Annotated in this window: 17 protein-coding genes and 1 pseudogene; 11 read left to right on the top strand and 7 right to left on the bottom strand. The window is 63.2% G+C overall.

All coding sequences use genetic code 11. The features are described 5' to 3' along the window. Window positions 1–411: 411 nt before the first annotated feature. The gene (locus tag AB0L97_RS37140) at window positions 412–711 is read right to left on the bottom strand and encodes an antibiotic biosynthesis monooxygenase family protein (protein ID WP_364439356.1); all 300 of its coding nucleotides are present in this window, start codon (window positions 709–711) and stop codon (window positions 412–414) included. A 248-nt stretch (window positions 712–959) separates the two neighbouring features. After that, window positions 960–1,520, bottom strand: coding sequence for a transposase (locus AB0L97_RS37135; RefSeq protein WP_364439353.1), 561 nt, complete (start codon window positions 1,518–1,520; stop codon window positions 960–962). A 643-nt stretch (window positions 1,521–2,163) separates the two neighbouring features. Between AB0L97_RS37135 and AB0L97_RS37130 the strand changes: the two genes are divergently transcribed. Then, the gene (locus AB0L97_RS37130) at window positions 2,164–2,787 is read left to right on the top strand and encodes an MspA family porin (protein WP_364439350.1); all 624 of its coding nucleotides are present in this window, start codon (window positions 2,164–2,166) and stop codon (window positions 2,785–2,787) included. Between the two features lie 454 nt (window positions 2,788–3,241). On the opposite strand, the gene AB0L97_RS37125 is transcribed toward AB0L97_RS37130, so the two are convergent. The 3 genes from AB0L97_RS37125 to AB0L97_RS37115 form a co-directional block, all read right to left on the bottom strand. Further along, complete coding sequence (locus tag AB0L97_RS37125; RefSeq protein WP_364439347.1) at window positions 3,242–3,496, bottom strand: hypothetical protein; 255 nt, start codon at window positions 3,494–3,496, stop codon at window positions 3,242–3,244. Between the two features lie 378 nt (window positions 3,497–3,874). Then, the gene (locus tag AB0L97_RS37120; RefSeq protein WP_364439344.1) at window positions 3,875–5,107 is read right to left on the bottom strand and encodes a cupin domain-containing protein; all 1,233 of its coding nucleotides are present in this window, start codon (window positions 5,105–5,107) and stop codon (window positions 3,875–3,877) included. Between the two features lie 482 nt (window positions 5,108–5,589). Then, a complete protein-coding gene (locus AB0L97_RS37115; protein ID WP_364439362.1) occupies window positions 5,590–5,697 on the bottom strand; it encodes an IS3 family transposase in 108 nt (35 codons plus the stop codon). Window positions 5,698–5,894: 197 nt separating this feature from the next. On the opposite strand from AB0L97_RS37115, the gene AB0L97_RS37110 reads away from it, so the two are divergent. The 6 genes and pseudogenes from AB0L97_RS37110 to AB0L97_RS37085 all read left to right on the top strand — a co-directional run bounded on the left by AB0L97_RS37110 (window position 5,895) and on the right by AB0L97_RS37085 (window position 12,985). Next, window positions 5,895–6,044: a Tn3 family transposase gene (locus tag AB0L97_RS37110; protein WP_364439340.1), complete on the top strand. Its 150-nt coding sequence runs from the start codon at window positions 5,895–5,897 to the stop codon at window positions 6,042–6,044. Window positions 6,045–6,655: 611 nt separating this feature from the next. Continuing rightward, window positions 6,656–8,086 carry a group II intron reverse transcriptase/maturase gene (gene ltrA / locus AB0L97_RS37105; RefSeq protein ID WP_364439359.1) on the top strand — a complete coding sequence of 477 codons (1,431 nt, stop codon included), beginning with the start codon at window positions 6,656–6,658 and terminating at the stop codon, window positions 8,084–8,086. A gap of 411 nt (window positions 8,087–8,497) precedes the next feature. After that, window positions 8,498–8,716, top strand: a pseudogene (locus AB0L97_RS37100) (Tn3 family transposase); the annotation flags it as partial. Between the two features lie 179 nt (window positions 8,717–8,895). Further along, on the top strand, window positions 8,896–10,002 hold the full coding sequence (locus AB0L97_RS37095; RefSeq protein ID WP_364439337.1) for a tyrosine-type recombinase/integrase: 1,107 nt from the start codon (window positions 8,896–8,898) through the stop codon (window positions 10,000–10,002). After that, window positions 9,999–12,458, top strand: coding sequence for a site-specific integrase (locus AB0L97_RS37090; protein ID WP_364439334.1), 2,460 nt, complete (start codon window positions 9,999–10,001; stop codon window positions 12,456–12,458). Before AB0L97_RS37095 ends, AB0L97_RS37090 begins: the two co-directional genes overlap by 4 nt. Further along, complete coding sequence (locus AB0L97_RS37085; protein WP_364439331.1) at window positions 12,455–12,985, top strand: DUF6262 family protein; 531 nt, start codon at window positions 12,455–12,457, stop codon at window positions 12,983–12,985. The genes AB0L97_RS37090 and AB0L97_RS37085 overlap by 4 nt, the downstream gene beginning before the upstream one ends. A 272-nt stretch (window positions 12,986–13,257) precedes the next feature. Here the strand turns inward: AB0L97_RS37085 and AB0L97_RS37080 are convergent, their stop codons facing one another. Continuing rightward, on the bottom strand, window positions 13,258–13,875 hold the full coding sequence (locus AB0L97_RS37080; RefSeq protein WP_364439328.1) for a LysE family translocator: 618 nt from the start codon (window positions 13,873–13,875) through the stop codon (window positions 13,258–13,260). Window positions 13,876–13,957: 82 nt separating this feature from the next. On the opposite strand from AB0L97_RS37080, the gene AB0L97_RS37075 reads away from it, so the two are divergent. After that, window positions 13,958–14,413, top strand: a complete 456-nt coding sequence (locus tag AB0L97_RS37075; RefSeq protein ID WP_364439325.1) for an Lrp/AsnC family transcriptional regulator — start codon at window positions 13,958–13,960, stop codon at window positions 14,411–14,413. Between the two features lie 353 nt (window positions 14,414–14,766). Here AB0L97_RS37075 and AB0L97_RS37070 read toward each other — a convergent pair whose 3' ends face one another. Continuing rightward, the gene (locus tag AB0L97_RS37070; protein ID WP_364439322.1) at window positions 14,767–14,883 is read right to left on the bottom strand and encodes a helix-turn-helix domain-containing protein; all 117 of its coding nucleotides are present in this window, start codon (window positions 14,881–14,883) and stop codon (window positions 14,767–14,769) included. An 84-nt stretch (window positions 14,884–14,967) separates the two neighbouring features. Here AB0L97_RS37070 and AB0L97_RS37065 point away from each other — a divergent pair, with 84 nt between their 5' ends. From AB0L97_RS37065 to AB0L97_RS37055, 3 genes are all read left to right on the top strand, one after another. Next, the gene (locus AB0L97_RS37065; protein WP_364439319.1) at window positions 14,968–15,408 is read left to right on the top strand and encodes a helix-turn-helix domain-containing protein; all 441 of its coding nucleotides are present in this window, start codon (window positions 14,968–14,970) and stop codon (window positions 15,406–15,408) included. 51 nt (window positions 15,409–15,459) lie between these two features. Then, a complete protein-coding gene (locus tag AB0L97_RS37060) occupies window positions 15,460–16,005 on the top strand; it encodes a DDE-type integrase/transposase/recombinase (RefSeq protein WP_364439316.1) in 546 nt (181 codons plus the stop codon). 105 nt (window positions 16,006–16,110) lie between these two features. After that, entirely contained in the window at window positions 16,111–16,668 is a 558-nt protein-coding gene (locus AB0L97_RS37055) for a transposase (RefSeq protein WP_364439313.1), read from the top strand. Window positions 16,669–16,779 lie beyond the last annotated feature (111 nt).

Raw genomic sequence — 16,779 nt, 5'->3', positions numbered from 1 at the left:
CCGCCACCACCCGGTGGCCTGCACCACCAACTGAAACTGGATCGAATACAACCCGGACTCAAAGACCGGGTGGTCCCGTCATCGGGGACCGGCCACCACCACGGCGCAACCCGGGTGCTGCTCGCCGACGAGCTAAATAGAGAGGCATGACCGCTTTCTTGAAGGGCTCCGAGAATGGTCCGATTGGGCCCGGATGGAGTCTTGCGGGGCAGCGCCAACGACCTGCGATGGTCTTAGAGGGCATCTGAGAACTGAGTTCGGGCAGTGAGCCATATGGCATAACTGCGTTGGGGTCTGCGGGCAGGCTCAGTGGTTTATCACGACGACGTGTTGTGGGTGAGCGTGGCTGCGGACTTTCGAAGGCACTTCGCTGACACGCGCTTACGCTCCGGAAACAGGTATTGATCCGGTTCAGCCGGGAATCCCTGTCCGCGCGTCGAGCCGTTGCTGGCGGATACCGGCGGTATCGACCAGCGGCATCGCCCGTGAGATCCGTTCTTTGACCTCATCAAGCTGCAACGAAGCTGCATGATCCGATTCGGATTCCCAAATCTCGGTTGCCCATACCCCGTCCGGGTCGGTCTCGTCGAGGGCAATAACGTAGAGCCGGCATCCTGGCATAGGATCAGCGTGCTCACCTTCGGTAAGGATCTTCAGCAACTCATCTCGTTTGCCCGGCTTGGCCCCGAGTCGACTATGAAGCATAAACATGCAACCAGACATTAGTACGAGCTCGAACATCCATGCCAGAACCAGCTGGTCGCCCTGTCCCGTATCGACAGAGCGAATGTTCGGCTACGTCTGTCGGCTCAGGTGCGCTGGTCGGTGGTGCGGGCAAGTCGGCGGGTGAGAGTGTGTATCGAGGCTAGGTAAACCATCGTCTCATGGTGGTCGAGGCGAGTCTCGTAGTCGCGGACACCGCGGCGGTGTTTGACCCAGCCACCCGAACGAACGCTCCACTACTCACCGGCGGGCAAAACCTCGGATCCGGTGGCCGTATCGCGGCGTTTGACGATCTGAACTGTCAGTGCCAGCACGAATTTCGCCCATACAACGAGCCGTCCGGCATAGCCGCCGTCGGCGAACACCAGCGAGACGGTGGCGAAGCGGGCCCGCACGGCGGCCAGCAGCCGGTGCGCAGCGTCGCGGTCCTGAATCGACGCGGCAGTCACTACCACGGCCAGCAGCAGTCCGCTGGTGTGAGTGGCTATGTGACGTTTACGGCCCTTGATCTCCTTGCCCGCGTCGTAGCCGGCCGTGGCTGCCGCCACGGTATCGCAGCCACGGACGGTCTGCGAGTCGATCACCGCGGCCGTGGGCTGCGGGGCAAGTCCGGCACGTACCCGTGCGCGGTCCCACAATGCGTCGTGGACGCGGTGCCATGCATGGTGATGATGGCGTGGTCGGCGTGCTTGCGGAATTCCTCGGCAGCGGCCCTGTTCGAGGTCGTCAGTGCTGTCGCAGGCGGTGTCGAGAGCTGCCAACAAACCCATGGCCTGGCGGCCGAAGGCTGTCTCCACCAGGCCGGTTGGCGCCGTTGGGGGGCGCCGTAAGCCTTTGTGGATCTCGGTGGCGAGCGCGTCGATGCCGCGGTGGCGTCCGGCTCGGCGCAACGCAGCCGCGACCCGGGCTTTGGTGAGTTTGGCGAGGTGGGCTGGAGTGGGGGCGATGGACAGGACGGCGCGGGCCTCGAATTGGCCAAGTTGGTGGCAGATTTCCCAGCGAAGACGTCCAGGAAGGCCGGATAGTACTCCCGCAGCAGTGACCGCAGTTCGTTGCCGGCCTTGGTCCGTCGCCAGACCGCGTCCTGTTGGGCGTTGAAGATCATGCCCAGCTCACTTCCGGTGGTGGCCGAGGGTAGGTGACGGCATGATGCCTCGATGGTTGAGGTGACTCTCGTTGTCGGGTGCCGTCCCGGGGTTTGCCGCCGGTTGTCGAGGATGTGGTCGATGAGGGTGAACGGATCGTCGTGGAGGCGCGAACGCCCGATGGCCCAGCGTCCGGCCCGGCCACCTCCGTATCGTGGAGATAGTCAAATCTGTATGACGCGCCCCCGCGCGGCCCCGTCGGCTCTGGGAACAACATGCATAGGATTTCGAAGAGGCGCTGTAATATGAGGGCCCCAATTGCTTTCGGAACGAAGGATTTCATTTGAGGGGCTCAATGATAACGATCCTCGGACTCGCCGCCACTGCGGTGGTCGGGATTGCTAGCGCCACCGCGTCTGCCGATAAAACGGAGGACAAATCTCGCGTCGTCACGACCGAGGACGGTTGGGAGCTGCGGATTAGCAAGACTGCGGAAGATCTTCAGCGCGTACCCAATCTGGCTGCTACGCCGTTCACCCGTGAAGGATTTGCCACCTTGTCGGTCGCAGCCGATGTCAGCGGCGAGGGCCGGGAGGCGGTGAATTCAGGAGCACTGCAGTTGGGATACCAGATCGGCTGTCAAGCGGACGTTTCTAACGGTCTCACCCTCGGGATGTCCGCTGCGATCGGTCCGAGTGTGGCGGTGACGGTCGCTCCATCTCCCGGTCTGGCAGTGGGCGGCAGCGCATTGGCTTTGCCGAACATATCGACAACCATCAAACCGGGTACCATCAGCGACATTGTCTTTGAAACCAAATCGCTTGCCGGACCCCATGGTTCTATCTCCGTTGACCAGGTGCAGATCAAGATCGACGCGTGCGCGGGCGCCGTTAGCCTACGCTCATTTGCGATCGTGTCGATATCCACAGCTACGGCCGACAACTCGGTCGCCGTCTACGGTGACCCGATATGGTTGTGACTCGCTCACGAGGATGGTGTCATTGGCTCGCGCTGGCCGCCACGTCGGCGTCGTTGTTACTTGCTGATTCCACTGCATCCGCAGAACCGGTCGCTGCGTCGCCAACATGCGCCGAAACACAAAACATGACAGCTGCTCCCGCCTGCGGCAGCCGTGAGTCCGGCCCTGCAGAGCGAGGCGGACCTGCTGCGCCACTACCCTCCCCACCGCGAATGCCGGCCCAGGCACCCGGAAGATCTGCACCTAACGCTGTTGCGCCCGCCGGCGCCCTGGTTCCGCCCGCGCCGGGTCGAGGCGGGGGATCGCCAATCGTGCCCGCTGAATAGTGGCGCATTCGCGCAGGTGGTTCAGGTTCGGCTTGAATTCGGTGACCATGGTGAGGTTTGAAGGAACAGTTTGCCTAACGGGTTGGACCAGTCGTGATTTGGCTGCCGAGCCCGACAGGACGCTGCGCTCACGCAAGCTCGTCAGTGCTTTCGCCGGCCTCGGCCATGTCGCAGGCGAACCGGTCGACTTTCGTCGTGGCCGGCCCCACCTGCCGGTCAGTGACCGCAGCTGCGGCGGAGGTGGTTGCGGTGCGCGCGTTGTTCAGGCCGGTGCGGTTGCGGCGGGTGGTGCCGGAAAACCCCTTGTCGACGAGAATCCGATCGGGCAGCACGGTGAGGACGAGCAGTCGCTCGATTGGGATCTCGACGTCTTGTTTCGTCAATGGAACAGCGTACGTATCCGACACGGAAGGGCTCGATCACCGTTTGACGTTACTGACGGGGGTTCATCGGACCAGTTCGCGGAATACCTCTGCAAGACACCGGCCAAGGCCTCAGTTCTGCGAGTGTGGTGTTCCGTGAACCGAACGGCTTACCGAACACCACGTGGGGCTGCCCGTTCATCCAACCCAGCCACCCACGCAGCCAGATCCTCATCCACCGACACGACGAAATAGGCTACCCAACAACACCACGAAGTGCAGCTGGAGTATCAGTATTGCAACGGCACTTGGTTTGAGTATCATGCCTGCATGACACCGAGAGCTCGGTGAACAGGCACGAATACTCCGAGCAGGCCCCTCTCGACTTGGAGGGAAGGCTCATCGACTTGGCAGTCGAACCGGTTGCAGGATGTCCATGCGGGCAAGACTTTTGGCGACTTCGAGCGATCGCTCAGCGTCGCCCACCGGAAAGACATCCTCTGCGGTCAGAATATCGCCTTCTGTCATATGCCGCAGACCGGCGGCTATTTTCTCCGGAACCTTGATTCGGGTTCTCCGGATGGAGTGCTCGACTTTGCCGTCCATGCTCGCGGATGTGGTTTTCCGAATCTCGAGCGTGCACGTACCGTCGTCGGTATCGCCGAACAGGACCTCTGCTGGCCCACGCTTGAATCCGGTCGTCTTCTGTGCGCGATCGATGCCGGCCGCGTCGCCGAAGACGTGGCCGTTGGACGGTACCGCCGCGTCGCGCCCGGCTCGAGCCAGTTGCTGCAGTCGAGCCTTCGGATCGATCAGCGCGATCCGCTCGGCGAGCAATCCGGCGAGCCGTTCGAGCGTGTCCGCCTGCTCGTCGGACAACTGCTCGTCCAGATGGGGGAATCCTCGGAAGGCGGCGTCGCCGTTCACGATGTCGCCGACGATGTCGATCAACAACTCGCTCCATTTGCGAGGCTTCACCGCGACGGAAAGGTGCAGCGACATCGCATTCTTGGACGAGACCAAATGCGGCGTGCCGTAGGGCATGTACAAAACATCGCCGGGCGCGAGATCGGTGTCGATCAGGGGTTCGCCGAGCTCGTCCGGTTCATGCGAGGTGGGTTCCCCTTTTCGGGGCGCCCACACCTTCCAGTTCTTCGTACCTTCGACTTGAATGATGAAGAGGTCCACCGGATCTTGATGACAGCCTGCGCTTTCTTTCGCGCCGGCCGCGCTGAGAAATGCGATGACTTCACTGCGGGACGCGAATTTCCGAGCCAACATCGACGTGAGTTCACGCAGGTTCGGAAAGAAATGATTCATTGAATACCACTGTATCGTGGCGCCGGACAAGAAATGTTCGTGGACTCGTTCCGGCGCCACGCAGTCGGTTACCGGCTTACCGTGTATGAGCCGGGACACCTGATAAGATGATTCGCGGCCGAAAATCGACACATAAGGCAATCGGAGCGACTCGCGATGCAGCAACTCGTCGAGATCCTCCGCGCGGAGAACCTCGCGTACATCACCTTGAATGGCCGCACGCCGGAGCAATGGCATGCGATCGAAGTATTCGCGAAAGAATACCTGTTCATCGCCGACCAGCTCATCGAATACAGGCGCCCGAGTGCTCATATTTCGTTCTCCGGATGACTACAAATTGCTGCTACAGTTCACACCTCGCCGTCAGATTTCGATCGGGGCCGCGTACCCCGCGAGGTGAATAATCGAGTCCGTCAACGCGCTGAAAACTTTCAACGTGTCGATGTAAGGAATGACCTCCGTCAGGAGGATTTGGACGTCCATGTAAGACCTCACTTCAGAGATTGGGAATGGATACGTCAAAGTACACGCGTTGCGAGATTTTGGCAAGACCCGGCCTGCGTGGAGCGGGCCGCTAGGGCGGTAAAATCCACGTAGGTGATTCAGCGTGCGGCGGCGAATTATCACGTACGTATATCGTCAAGGTGGTGAGTTATTCGCGTATGTAGCGGATGCGTGGGTAGGTCGAATGTTGCCGTAGCGGGCGGCGATCTCCGGCAGCGACAAACCGAGGAGCCTCGGGTGACCGCGACGTTTGCGTCGGGCAGGCCGGACAGCCTACGCTCGGACATGGTCTAGGCCACCAGCTTGTGGTTGACGATCACCTCGCACTGGGCCAGCAACGCAGCCTTGATCCGGCGTTTGCCGTAGGTCCCGCGTGACCGGGCTTTAATCCGGGATATCTCGTCGGCGACGACGATCCTGCGAATGTTCTGGTGGACAACGGCTGCCGTGGTTGCCGGAAGAAGGTAGATCTGTTGTCGCTGGCAGCTCGGCAGGCCGACCGTCCCGAATGTCCGAGCGCGATCAGCCCTTCGACGACCGCGATCCGCCTTTTGGGGGAAGCCGTAGCATCGGCCGAATTTAGGAGTACGGGGCGTTGCGGCGCACGATCTACGCCGCGAAATACCTCGCCGACCCCGACTACCGGCGCAAGATCTCCCGCCAGCTCAACAAGGGAGGTGCGACACGAAGTCGCGCACAGCGAGTGAGCTCGCAGATTGGAGGCCGGTTCATGCCGGATGTGTAGTTCTCGATCAGTGTTCGAGATCGGTCCCCACCCTGACGTGCGTCGATAGGTCCAGCCTGGCGAGGTGCGAAGCTCAGGGGAGAAGCCCAAGGGCCCCCGTTCCGTCCGGGGGGACAACCAGGTGAGGGGAAGACCGGATGGGCGAACGCAGGTGAACCCCCGATGAGGCCCCGTCATTGAGAGCCCTGGGCGACGGGACGAGGACCAGGGTATAGGGCCTGGCCGCTGGAAGAGGCGGCAAGCGACGACCAGCGCCGCCTTGCTGGTCGAGGGAACACCGCTGGCCTCGGGGTTTAGGGGGCGCCCAAGCCGGTCGCATCTCGTGTGCGCGGAACGTGGAAACCCCGTCGAGGTCCGGGCCGCAGGCCCGGTAAGCCGATCGCAAGAGGGGCTGAATCCCTCGGCGGGACAGGATGCCCAAGAAGCGGATGCCGGTGGCCGAAAGGCAACGGGACCTGCGGTGCCGGGCCGCCACTCCATGCGGCCACCGTAGGGAACCGGCCGGATGCCGGCCTTGCTGCCGGGCCTGAAAGGGCGCTGACGTGGGCAGGTGAGCCGATGAACATCGAAGCCGAACGTCTTCTGAACCGAGGAGCAAGTTGGACACCGAGGTGAACGGATCCGAGGACGCTCTCGACTGGACCGCGATCGATTGGCGGTGGCACGAAGAGAGCGTAGGAAGACTGCGGCGGAGGATCTTCAAGGCGACGCGGGACGAGGATTGGGCAAAGGTGCGATCCTTGCAGAAGATGATGTTGCGATCGTGGTCGAACACTCTGCTCGGTGTTCGGCAGGTAACCCAGCGCAACACTGGGCGTCGGACGGCGGGAATCGACGGACAGGTCGCCCTGTCCCCGGAATCCAGGGCGCGGGTGGCACTTCAGGTCCATCGAACGCGTCGGTCCTGGAACCCGCTGCCAGTCCGGCGCGTGCACATTCCCAAGCCCAACGGGAAGCGGCGACCGCTCGGGATTCCCGTGATCATGGACCGGTGTCATCAGGCTCGGGTCCGCAACGCACTGGAACCGGAGTGGGAAGCTCGGTTCGAGGCCCGTTCCTACGGGTTTCGGCCGGGTCGTAGTTGCGCCGACGCGATCGGATCCTTGTTCAATACACTCAGCGGGGCGCGCGCCCGCAGAGTGTGGATCTTGGATGCCGACCTGTCAGCCGCATTCGATCGAATAGATCACACCCGACTCCTCGACGCGCTCGGAACATTTCCAGCCAGGGAACAGATCGGGCGATGGTTGAAAGCCGGAGTGGTCGAAAATGGAACCTTCTCCCCAACCGATGAGGGAAGTCCTCAAGGTGGGGTGATCAGTCCGTTGTTGATGAATGTGGCACTTCACGGGCTGGAAGAGGCCGCAGGAGTCCGCTACCACACAACCTGGGCTGAGCCCGGCAGAGCGGTAGCAGGAACTCCGATCCTGGTGAGATACGCCGATGATCTGGTGGCCTGCTGCTACTCCGAGCAGCAGGCCGACCGCGTTAAGGCAGCGCTGGCCGAGTGGCTGAAACCCAGAGGGCTTGTGTTCAACGAAGACAAGACCCGAGTCGTGCACCTCTCGCAGGGATTCGACTTCTTGGGCTTCAACCTGCGTCGACGTTCGCAGGGCAAGCTGATTATCAAACCGAGCCAGGATGCGGTCCGGCGAATTCGGAAGAGGCTCACGACCGAGGTGCGCAATCAGCGCGGTTCGAACGCGGCGGCGGTGATCGCCAAGCTCACTCCGATCATTCGCGGGTGGGCGGCCTACTACCGAGGGGTGGTCTCCAGCAAGATATTCGACAAGCTGGACCGCCATGTGTGGTGGCTCACCTTCCGGTGGGCCAGATTCAGCCATCCCAACAAGTCGACGAAGTTATCGTCAGGAGATACTTCGGCAAGTTCAACAAGTTCAGGAACGACCGGTGGGTTTTCGGCGACCGCAGTCGCGCAAATGACCGCGGCGACGTTGTCTATCTGCCCAAGTTCGCCTGGACCAAGATTGTCCGGCACCAGTTGGTTGCCGACCGGGCGTCACCCGACGACCCGGATCTGATCGGCTACTGGGTCAAACGGCGGAAGAAGATCACAGCACCGTTGGACAGCCACAACCTGCACCTGCTCGCCAGGCAGGACGGGCGCTGCCCACTCTGCTGGGATCATCTCCTCTCCGCCGATCAGCCACCGCAATCCCCGATCGCGTGGGAACACTGGTGGCTGAGCGTTGTCCGCAGGGCGATAGCAGCCAACTATCTGACCCACAACGGACAACGTGGCTTTCCGGACGGTCAACGAACACGACTCGTGCACGCTTCCTGCAACCGCAGCCTACGGGCGCGCGAGCGCGGGAACCCGACGTCTTCGTTACCCGCAACGCCCTCGCGGCTTGCTTGAGCCGAGGTGCGGGGTAACTCGCTCGCCCGGTTCTGAGGGGGCGGCGGCGCAGCAATGCGCCGCCGCTACCCGACAATCCCTGCACGCGCTGCGCCGCGACCTGCTCTACCCCCACGAGGGCATGATCCGGGCCCGGCAGCTGGACGGCCAAACCGGGCAAGCCTGGTGCTCGACCCTCGCGACGAACGCCGTGATCGCTTGGACGACAGAGTATTACGGGCTGGCCGTGGAGCAGATGCGCCGATCCGGGCGCCGCATCGACTACGAGGTGCTGACCCACATCTCCCCGGCTTTCCTCGGGTTCTCTGGGGTGTAGCGGACTGTCGCGTGGAAGAGTCGGTGGCTTCGTGCGCGACATCATTCGTAGGACTGTCGTGCACGTAGTTCACGTCGGAAGTCCTACAGGTGTGGAGGGTACGTCGGTTGCGGCGGTTCGAGGTGCGGTTGCCGTCTGGGGATCGGTACTGGACGGTGCTCGATGATGAGTTGCGGGTTGTTGGTTGTGTCGACAAGTTTCTGCGGCACTTGAGATTTGGGCAGGACTGTGCGGAGGGGACTACTGCTGCCTACGCGAGTTCGCTGGTGTTGTATCTGAACTGGTGCCAACTGACCGGACGTGAGTGGCGAGAGGCTGGTGCTGCGCTTGGCTCGTTCATCCTGTGGTTGCGATACACCCCGGATTCGAGGTCGGCCAGTGTGCTGATCGGGCCAGGGCGTGAGCCGGTCCGTGGGGAGCGGCGGGTCAACGCGATCTTGACCGCCGTGCGTGGTCTGCTGGTGTTCGCGGTGACGGCGGGAGAAGCCAGGCCGGAAGTGATGGCCCAGATTTACGAGTTGGGCAGCACTCTTGATCTGCCCGCCGAATTGCAGGGCGAGGGAATGGCGGTGCTGCCGCGGGCGAAGGCTCGTCATCGGCTCAGCGAGCCGGGCACGACGGTGGACAGGGCTAGCGACGAGGAGGCGGTGGCTTTGCTGCGCGCCTGTCGGTTGGCCCGAGACCGTTTCATCCTGATGTTGCTGGGTCGGGCCGGGTTGCGGCGCAGCGAAGCGGCTGGGCTGCGACGTGAGGACCTGCACTTCGTTGTCGAGGCGACCGCGCTGGGTTGCGCGGTGACGGGACCGCATCTGCATGTTGTTCGGCGGCCGAATTCCAATCAGGCCTGGGCCAAATCCCGCCATTGTCGGTGCGTTCCGGCGGATTGGCTGGTGGTGCAGGCCTATGACCAGTGGTGCTGGGAAAGGCAGGGCCGATCTTTACCCGTCGACAGCGACTACGTGTTGGTCAACATCGCGCGTGGTCGGCTGGGTGAGCCGATGACGCCCGGCGCGTTGAACGAGCTGCTGGACAGGCTTGCACGGCGCGCGGGGATCGGGCGCGTAGTTTCACCGCACATGCTGCGGCACGCGTTCGCCAGCAACGTGCTCGATGCCGGCGGCGCAGTCGACGAGGTGCAGCAACTACTGGGGCATCGCTCACCCAGTTCGACCCAGGTTTACATCCATCCCGACTTCGGGCGCCAGCGCGCCGCGGTCGAGCGGGTCGCTGCGCTGCACGGGCCGGGTGGGGGCGCTCGGTGAGCGGCGCGGCGAGACTGCTCGCGATCCCGAGCCAGGATGGTGGCGATCTGCGGGAGCGTTATCAGGCGGCGCTGGATCCGGAGTTCCTGGAGACCGTCGGCTGGGATCCGGACAACGGAGTGCTGATGATCCCTCCGGACCATCCGGCGCTGGGCTACGCGATCTGCCATGTGACCGGCTGCGATGTTGTCGCTGCGCGTGTCCACGGTCTTTGCCCTCATTGCCACCTGCGCTGGAAAGCGCTCGAGGAGCCGATGACTATCGAGGAGTTCTGGGAGATCGGCCGCACCGGCCGGATGATCGGTGAAGGCCCCTGCGTGGTCACCGACTGTCCGCGACCGGCATTGAGCACCATCAAGCAGCTCTGCCGGGCCCACAACTGGCAGCGAACGCGCCAGATGAAGGTGTCGATGGAGACGTTCTTGTCATCGCCCCTGGTTGTCGCATTGCCGTCATTCGGTCCTTGCCGAGTCGTGGCGTGTCCTCGGCAACGCGACTCGGGTGGTCCGCTGAGAATGTGTCGGTCCCACGGCATGAAGTGGGCGCTTCTGGTGAAAAAGAGCGTGAATCCACCAGACCTCGAAATCTGGTGCCGGACGCAAGGAGCTGTGGTCGAACGCGGTCAGATCAGCTTGCGCGGTCTGCCCGATCTGGTGATCGCGGAGCTGCTGCTCGGTCTGCAACTGCGGTCGGCGACCGGCACGAAGACACCGTTGCGGATCCTGCGATTCTTCACCTACAGGCTCCGGGTCCAACAGGTTGCCTCGATCGTCGATCTCGACGGCATGGACCACGAACAGAACGTGGCCGCCCTCCGACGGTCCCTCATCGGCCACCTACGCCGAGTAGCTTCGACACCAGAGGAAGAACGGCACAAAGACATCTGGAACGCAACGGTTTTCGGCCATCGAGGAACGATCAACTTCACCGGCATTCGGCAACGATGGATGCGGGAGTCACTGAAGGAATGGGCATTCGAGGAACTGCCCACCCACCGAGGAAAGTCCGCTGCTGCGGTCGTCGCATCGAAGGTGAAAGCGATGCGATTTCTCTCCGACAGCTTGCACTTGCAGCGCGCAGACCACGGCGAGGCACCAGGACTTCTGACCCGCGCCGACATCGTCGGCTACCTCAACCGAATGGCATACCTGGAAACCAGCGGCACGATGAGCAGATCCTGGCGGGTCCGGCTGACCCGAGACACCGCCCGCATCCTGCGCGACTTCAGAGCCCTGGGATTCACCCAGTCCGGCCGGTCGGCAGCCGGGATGCCGGAGGACTTCGCCCTGCGTCGCGGTGACATCCCACAGGAGGCCGACGACGACAGCCCGGGTCGCGCACTGCCCGACCCCGTGATGCGGCACCTCTATTCAGCGCTGCCAATCCTCGAGGAACGGTCCAGTCGGGAGATCCGCGTCGCGACCGAGCTGATGATGGACACCGGGCGACGCCCGGATGAGATCCTCAACCTGCCGCTGGACTGCCTCGACCAAGACCGCGATGGCAAATACGTCCTGATCTTCGAGGACTTCAAACTACACCGCAAGAATCGGCGGCTGCCGATCACCGACGGCACCGCGGCGGTGATCGAGGCGCAGCGAAACGTTGTGATCGCTCGCTACCCGAAGGCCGACCGGAGCACACTGCCGCTGCTGCCTTCAACGCTGAGGAACCCGCGCGGCCAACGACCCATACCCCAGCCGAGCTTCGGTTCGGCGCACCGGACCTGGATCCACGCTTTGCTGCCGATCGAGTTGCCCGGCGGCATCGTGATCGACAAACCCAATGATCTGGTGCCCTACGCCTATCGGCATTCCTACGCACAGCGTCACGCCGATGCGGGAGTGCCGCTCGATGTGTTGCGAGATCTCATGGGACACAACTCAACTGCCACCACCGAGATCTATTACCGCGTCACCGAAAAGCGGACCCGCGAGGCGATCGACCGGGTCAGCACGTTCCAATTCGACCGGCACGGCAACCGGATCTGGCGTCAGGCCGAAGCCCTGCTCGACGACGAGCGCGCGCGGATGCAGATCGGCCAGGTCGCCGTTCCCTATGGCATCTGCACCGAGCCGACCAACGTTCAGGCCGGCGGGCACGACTGTCCGTTCCGATTCCGATGCGTCGGCTGCGGCCACTTCCGCACCGATGCTTCCTATCTCCCGGACCTGCGGGCCTATCTGCAAGACCTGCTGCGCGACCGTGAACGCGTCCTCGCCACAGGCGAATTGGATCAATGGGCCCGCTCCGAAGCTGTCCCGTCCGAAGCCGAGATCCAGAAGGTTCGCCAACTCGTCCGCCGCGTCGAACACGACCTCGACGATCTGACCACCGACGAACGCGATCAAATCAACAACGCCATCAAGGTCATCCGCAAGACTCGCCGCATCGTGAACCTGGGGACACCGCGCGTCGCCCCGCCACGCCCCGACCAACCCGGAGAAACGGCATGACCACGGGAAACACCGATTCGCTGACCCGCGCCCGAGCTGACGACAGCTCCCGGCGCCGCCAGGCGGTCCTCAAAGCCCTCAACGCGGCCCGCAACTCAGGTGAGGCCATCACCGTCTCCGGGATCGCGCGGGCTGCCGGGGTCCATCGCACATTCCTCTATCGGCATGCCGACCTGCACGCGACAGTCCTCGCCGAAGCGGCCAAACCGCCGTCGACTCCGATGGGTCATCCGGCGGTCAGCCGCGAGTCGTTGCTGGCCGATCTGGTCAACCTCCAGGCCCGCAACGCCCGCATGGCCCAAACCATCAGCACCCTCGAACGGCGGCTCTCCCAAACACTCGGCGAAGACCTCTGGCGAACATCAGGACTCGGCGCACCGACCGACATCGACACCCTCCAACGCCGCATCACAGACCTCGAGCAGATCAACCTCGATCTGCGAGAAGAACTCGCCGAGCGACAGGACGAACTCGACGCCGCCCGCGACGCCAACCGGGAACTGATGACCCGCCTCAACACACGCTGACCCACCACCTTGCGCAACACCTGTCGCACTCGATAACCTACTCCCGCACCGGCTTTGACCTGCGCGGCAGCGAGCTTCAGCAGCCCTCAGCACTCCGGGAGCCCGAGGAAACCCAGCGCACAGCGAGAACATCAACTTCTTCGGCGCGATCGAGGTCGACATCGACGCCGAACTCGCTGCCCTGGGCCCGACTGGATACCGGCCGTTGCGGGGGCGCGACACCCTGTTCTGATGCGCTTCGCGACATCGCCCCTCCCGTGGACGGCGACGATTCAGTGGGCGAGCTGTTCGATCAGCAGGATAACGCCGAGACCGACCATCGTTACACCCGAGACTTGCCCGACCATCCTGGTGGCGGTCGGTCGGGTCCCGAGGACGAACCGGGCGCACAGGCCGACGCCGGTATAGATCACCAGGCAGTTCACGATGTGGACTGTTCCGAGGGCGAGGATCTGGACGGCGATCGGCCAAGCGTCTGTCGGGTCGGAGAACTGGGGTAGCAGAGCCAGGAATAGGACGAACACTTTGGGGTTGAGCCCGCTCACGCCGAAACCCTTCATCACCTGGCGCGAGCGTGACGCCGAAGCGATGTCGATGTCGGCGTGTGGTGTTGGTGGGTTGCGGAAGGTGCCTATACCCAGTCCTATCAGGTAGGCCGCGCCCAGAGCGGTCAGTGCGGTCATCAGCGGCGGCGACCCAGCCAGGGTCGCGGCGATCCCGACCGCCGCCGCGATCGTGGCGAGCAGGTGTCCACCCAACATACCCGCCACGGCGGGCGCAGGACTCCGATAGCGCAGCCCGGCGGTGATCGTGTAGGCCCATTCCGCACCAGGGGTGCAGGCGAACAGCAATGACACCGCCCAGAATGCGCCGAGAACCCCAAATCCCATGATCGGAAGACTAGGGGTGAACAGGGAGAATGTGCTTCCAAGTCTTCCTTGGAATGCCGCTGCGAATGGCAAAATCTTGCGCGTGGATGCGGTAGACCGGAAGATACTTGCCGAGCTCCAGCGAGACGGGCGGCTCACGGTCACCGAACTCGCCGCACGAGTGCGCCTGAGCGTTTCGCCGTGTCACCGTCGGGTCCGCGCTCTGGAGCGACTCGGCGCCATCGCCGGCTACCGCGCCAACCTGAACGCGAAAGCCCTCGGACTCGGTTTCGAGTCGCTGGTCTTCGTTACGATGGCCTCGGCCGACCGGGCCACCGTCGAAGCATTCGAGATCGCCGTCGGCGAGGTCGCCAATATCCTCGAAGCCCACCGACTGTTCGGCACACCGGACTATCTGCTGCGGGTGATCGCGCGCGACCTCCCCGACTTCCAGCAGGTCTACGACCGCTCCCTCGCCACCCTCCCCGGCGTCGAGAAACTCACCTCCACACTGGTCATGAAGACCATCGCCGAGAACCGGCCCTACCCCCTCGACTGACTGCCGGAGCACGCGCCCCGCAGATCCGGCGTAGTAGGGAGGCGCTCGGCATTCTGCCGCCATCCTTATCCGGCGAATTCGCCCCCGAATGACAGGCGCGGGTCATCCGGGGGCGCGGGGTCAACATCATCGCAGCGCCTGGTTCAGGGGGGCAAAAACAGTCGTTTTTTCCCAGATCGAGCGCGGCGAATCGGATCTGCGAAGCCGCAGTTCGTCGAAATCTCGAACCGGGCCAGGACCCGTGTGCGGAATCTACGGGACGAAACCGGGGCTGTCGGCCCTTTATGGGACAGTTTCGGGCATGGCTCGATTCGGATACGCGCGTGGTCCCACCCGCGGGCAGAAGGACGACGTTACGGGGGGTTGCGGTGGAGGTGTCGGTAGATGGTTTTGCGTGAAACGCCGAAGGTTTCGGCGATCTGTGCGACGGCGTAGCGGCGTTTGCCGTGTTCGTAGGTCTCGTTGTACATCTGGCGGGCCTTACTACTGCAGTGCGGTATAAAACTGACGGAGTTGCTTGACACTCGGACCCTCTGAACCGTAGGGAGATTCGGGTGAGCGAGCCTGTCATGGACCGCGAGGTGCGTCGGCGCCTGGCGGTCCTTCGTCATGTCGAGGAAGTCACCGGCAACGTCGCGATGACCTGCCGGTACTTCGGCATCAGCCGTCCCACGTACTACACGTGGCTGCGACGATATGAGACCGAAGGTGTGGACGGACTGCGCGAACGGTCACGGCGCCCGCGGACCAGCCCCACTGCGACTCGCGCCGAGGTCATCGAGAAGATCATCCATCTGCGCCAGCATTACCACTTCGGCCCGGACAAGATCCGCATGTACCTCGAGCGCTACCACGACATCAAGATCAGCAAATCCGGCGTCTGGCGCATCCTCAAACGACTCGACATGTGCCGGCTACCGGCCTCCCAGCGCTACAAGCGCCACGACCGCCGCTGGGAGCGATACGAGAAGCAACGCCCTGGCCACCACGTGTAGATCGACGTCAAGTTCGTCGAACGCCTCCCCGCCAAGCCCGGCACCCCGGCGGTGAAACCGGTTGGTCGGCGCGGGAAGTTCTACCAGTTCACCGCGATCGATGACTGCATGCGGTTGCGGATCTTGAAGATCTATCCGCGCAACAACCAGAAGACCGCGATCCAGTTCCTGGACTACGTGCTCCCGCAGCTGCCGTTCGCGGTCGAAACGATTCAGACCGATAACGGGGCGGAGTTCCAGTCCGGGTTCCACCGGCACGTGCTGGACAAGGGCATCAACCACGTCTACATCAAGCCGCGAACGCCGCGCTTGAACGGGAAGGTGGAGCGCTCGCACCGGATCGACGCCGAGGAGTTCTACCGGCTTCTCGACGGCGTGGTCATCGACGACGTCAACATTTTCAACGCGAAACTCAAAGAGTGGCAGGACTATTACAACTATCGACTTATGGTCGTGGAAGCATCGTTTCGCGGGAGTAGCTACCCGGTGAAGGGGTGCCAGGAGGCGGGCGCGGCTGGCTCGACAACTATCTGTTGCCCGGTCTGGGTTGACTCGCCGATGGTCTGGTCGCTGCGCTCGCTTCCGTCTGCGGCCTGACTCGACAGAGGGATGACGACCACGACGCTTCAGCGTCGTTTCTGGAAGTCGGCTTGTCGGCCGCGGTCCCTCCTGGTCCAACAGTCACGCAAGGAAGCCCGTCGGATGATCATTCTCGGTGTCGACCCGCACAAGTCGTCGCATACCGCCACTGCGGTCGAGGCACGTGAGACGACGACCGTCGACACGATCAGGATCTCGTCCAGCCTCGATGAATACCGTCGGCTACTGCAGTGGGCTCAGCGGTGGACCGACCGATATTGGGCGGTCGAGAACGCCGATGGGCTCGGACACCATCTCGCTCAGTGGCTGATCGGGCAGGGTGAGCGTGTCGTCGATGTTCCACCTACCGCCACTGCCAAGATCCGTGCCCTGTCCCGAGGAGGCCGCCGCAAGAACGATCCGATCGATGCTGCAGCCGCGGCCTGCGCCGCGGCGATCCGAGGAGACAGCCGCCCGGTCGTCGTCGAGGGGCACACCGACGCGCTGGCACTGCTCGACGAGCGGCGCCACACACTCAACCGGCACCGCACCAGGCTGCTCAACCAACTCCATGCCCTTCTGCGGGAACTGATACCCGGCGGCGCGAAACGCTCGTTGTCGGCCACCGCCGCCGAATCCATCCTGCGCACCGTCATGCCCGGCACTGTCGCCGATCGCTGATGGCGCTAAGTGATTGTTGGCTCTGTCCCACTTTCGATGATGGGCGGGTGTCGATTGTGTTGGGGTGCTGGGTATTCCGGTAGAACTGCGGAATGTGGTTGCTGATGGTGC

The sequence above is a fragment of the Nocardia sp. NPDC051911 genome (assembly GCF_040681035.1).
GTDB lineage: Bacteria > Actinomycetota > Actinomycetes > Mycobacteriales > Mycobacteriaceae > Nocardia > Nocardia sichangensis.
This window is presented reverse-complemented; position numbering and strand designations above follow the sequence as displayed.

What these genes read in the sequence shown, in the direction of transcription:
- AB0L97_RS37070 (WP_364439322.1), bottom strand. Translation starts at nt 14,883, where the DNA reads ATGTACAACGAGACCTACGAACACGGCAAACGCCGCTACGCCGTCGCA.
- AB0L97_RS37130 (WP_364439350.1), top strand. Translation starts at nt 2,164, where the DNA reads ATGATAACGATCCTCGGACTCGCCGCCACTGCGGTGGTCGGGATTGCT.
- AB0L97_RS37140 (WP_364439356.1), bottom strand. Translation starts at nt 711, where the DNA reads ATGTTTATGCTTCATAGTCGACTCGGGGCCAAGCCGGGCAAACGAGAT.
- AB0L97_RS37085 (WP_364439331.1), top strand. Translation starts at nt 12,455, where the DNA reads ATGACCACGGGAAACACCGATTCGCTGACCCGCGCCCGAGCTGACGAC.
- AB0L97_RS37120 (WP_364439344.1), bottom strand. Translation starts at nt 5,107, where the DNA reads ATGAGCACTCGGGCGCCTGTATTCGATGAGCTGGTCGGCGATGAACAG.
- AB0L97_RS37055 (WP_364439313.1), top strand. Translation starts at nt 16,111, where the DNA reads ATGATCATTCTCGGTGTCGACCCGCACAAGTCGTCGCATACCGCCACT.
- AB0L97_RS37080 (WP_364439328.1), bottom strand. Translation starts at nt 13,875, where the DNA reads ATGGGATTTGGGGTTCTCGGCGCATTCTGGGCGGTGTCATTGCTGTTC.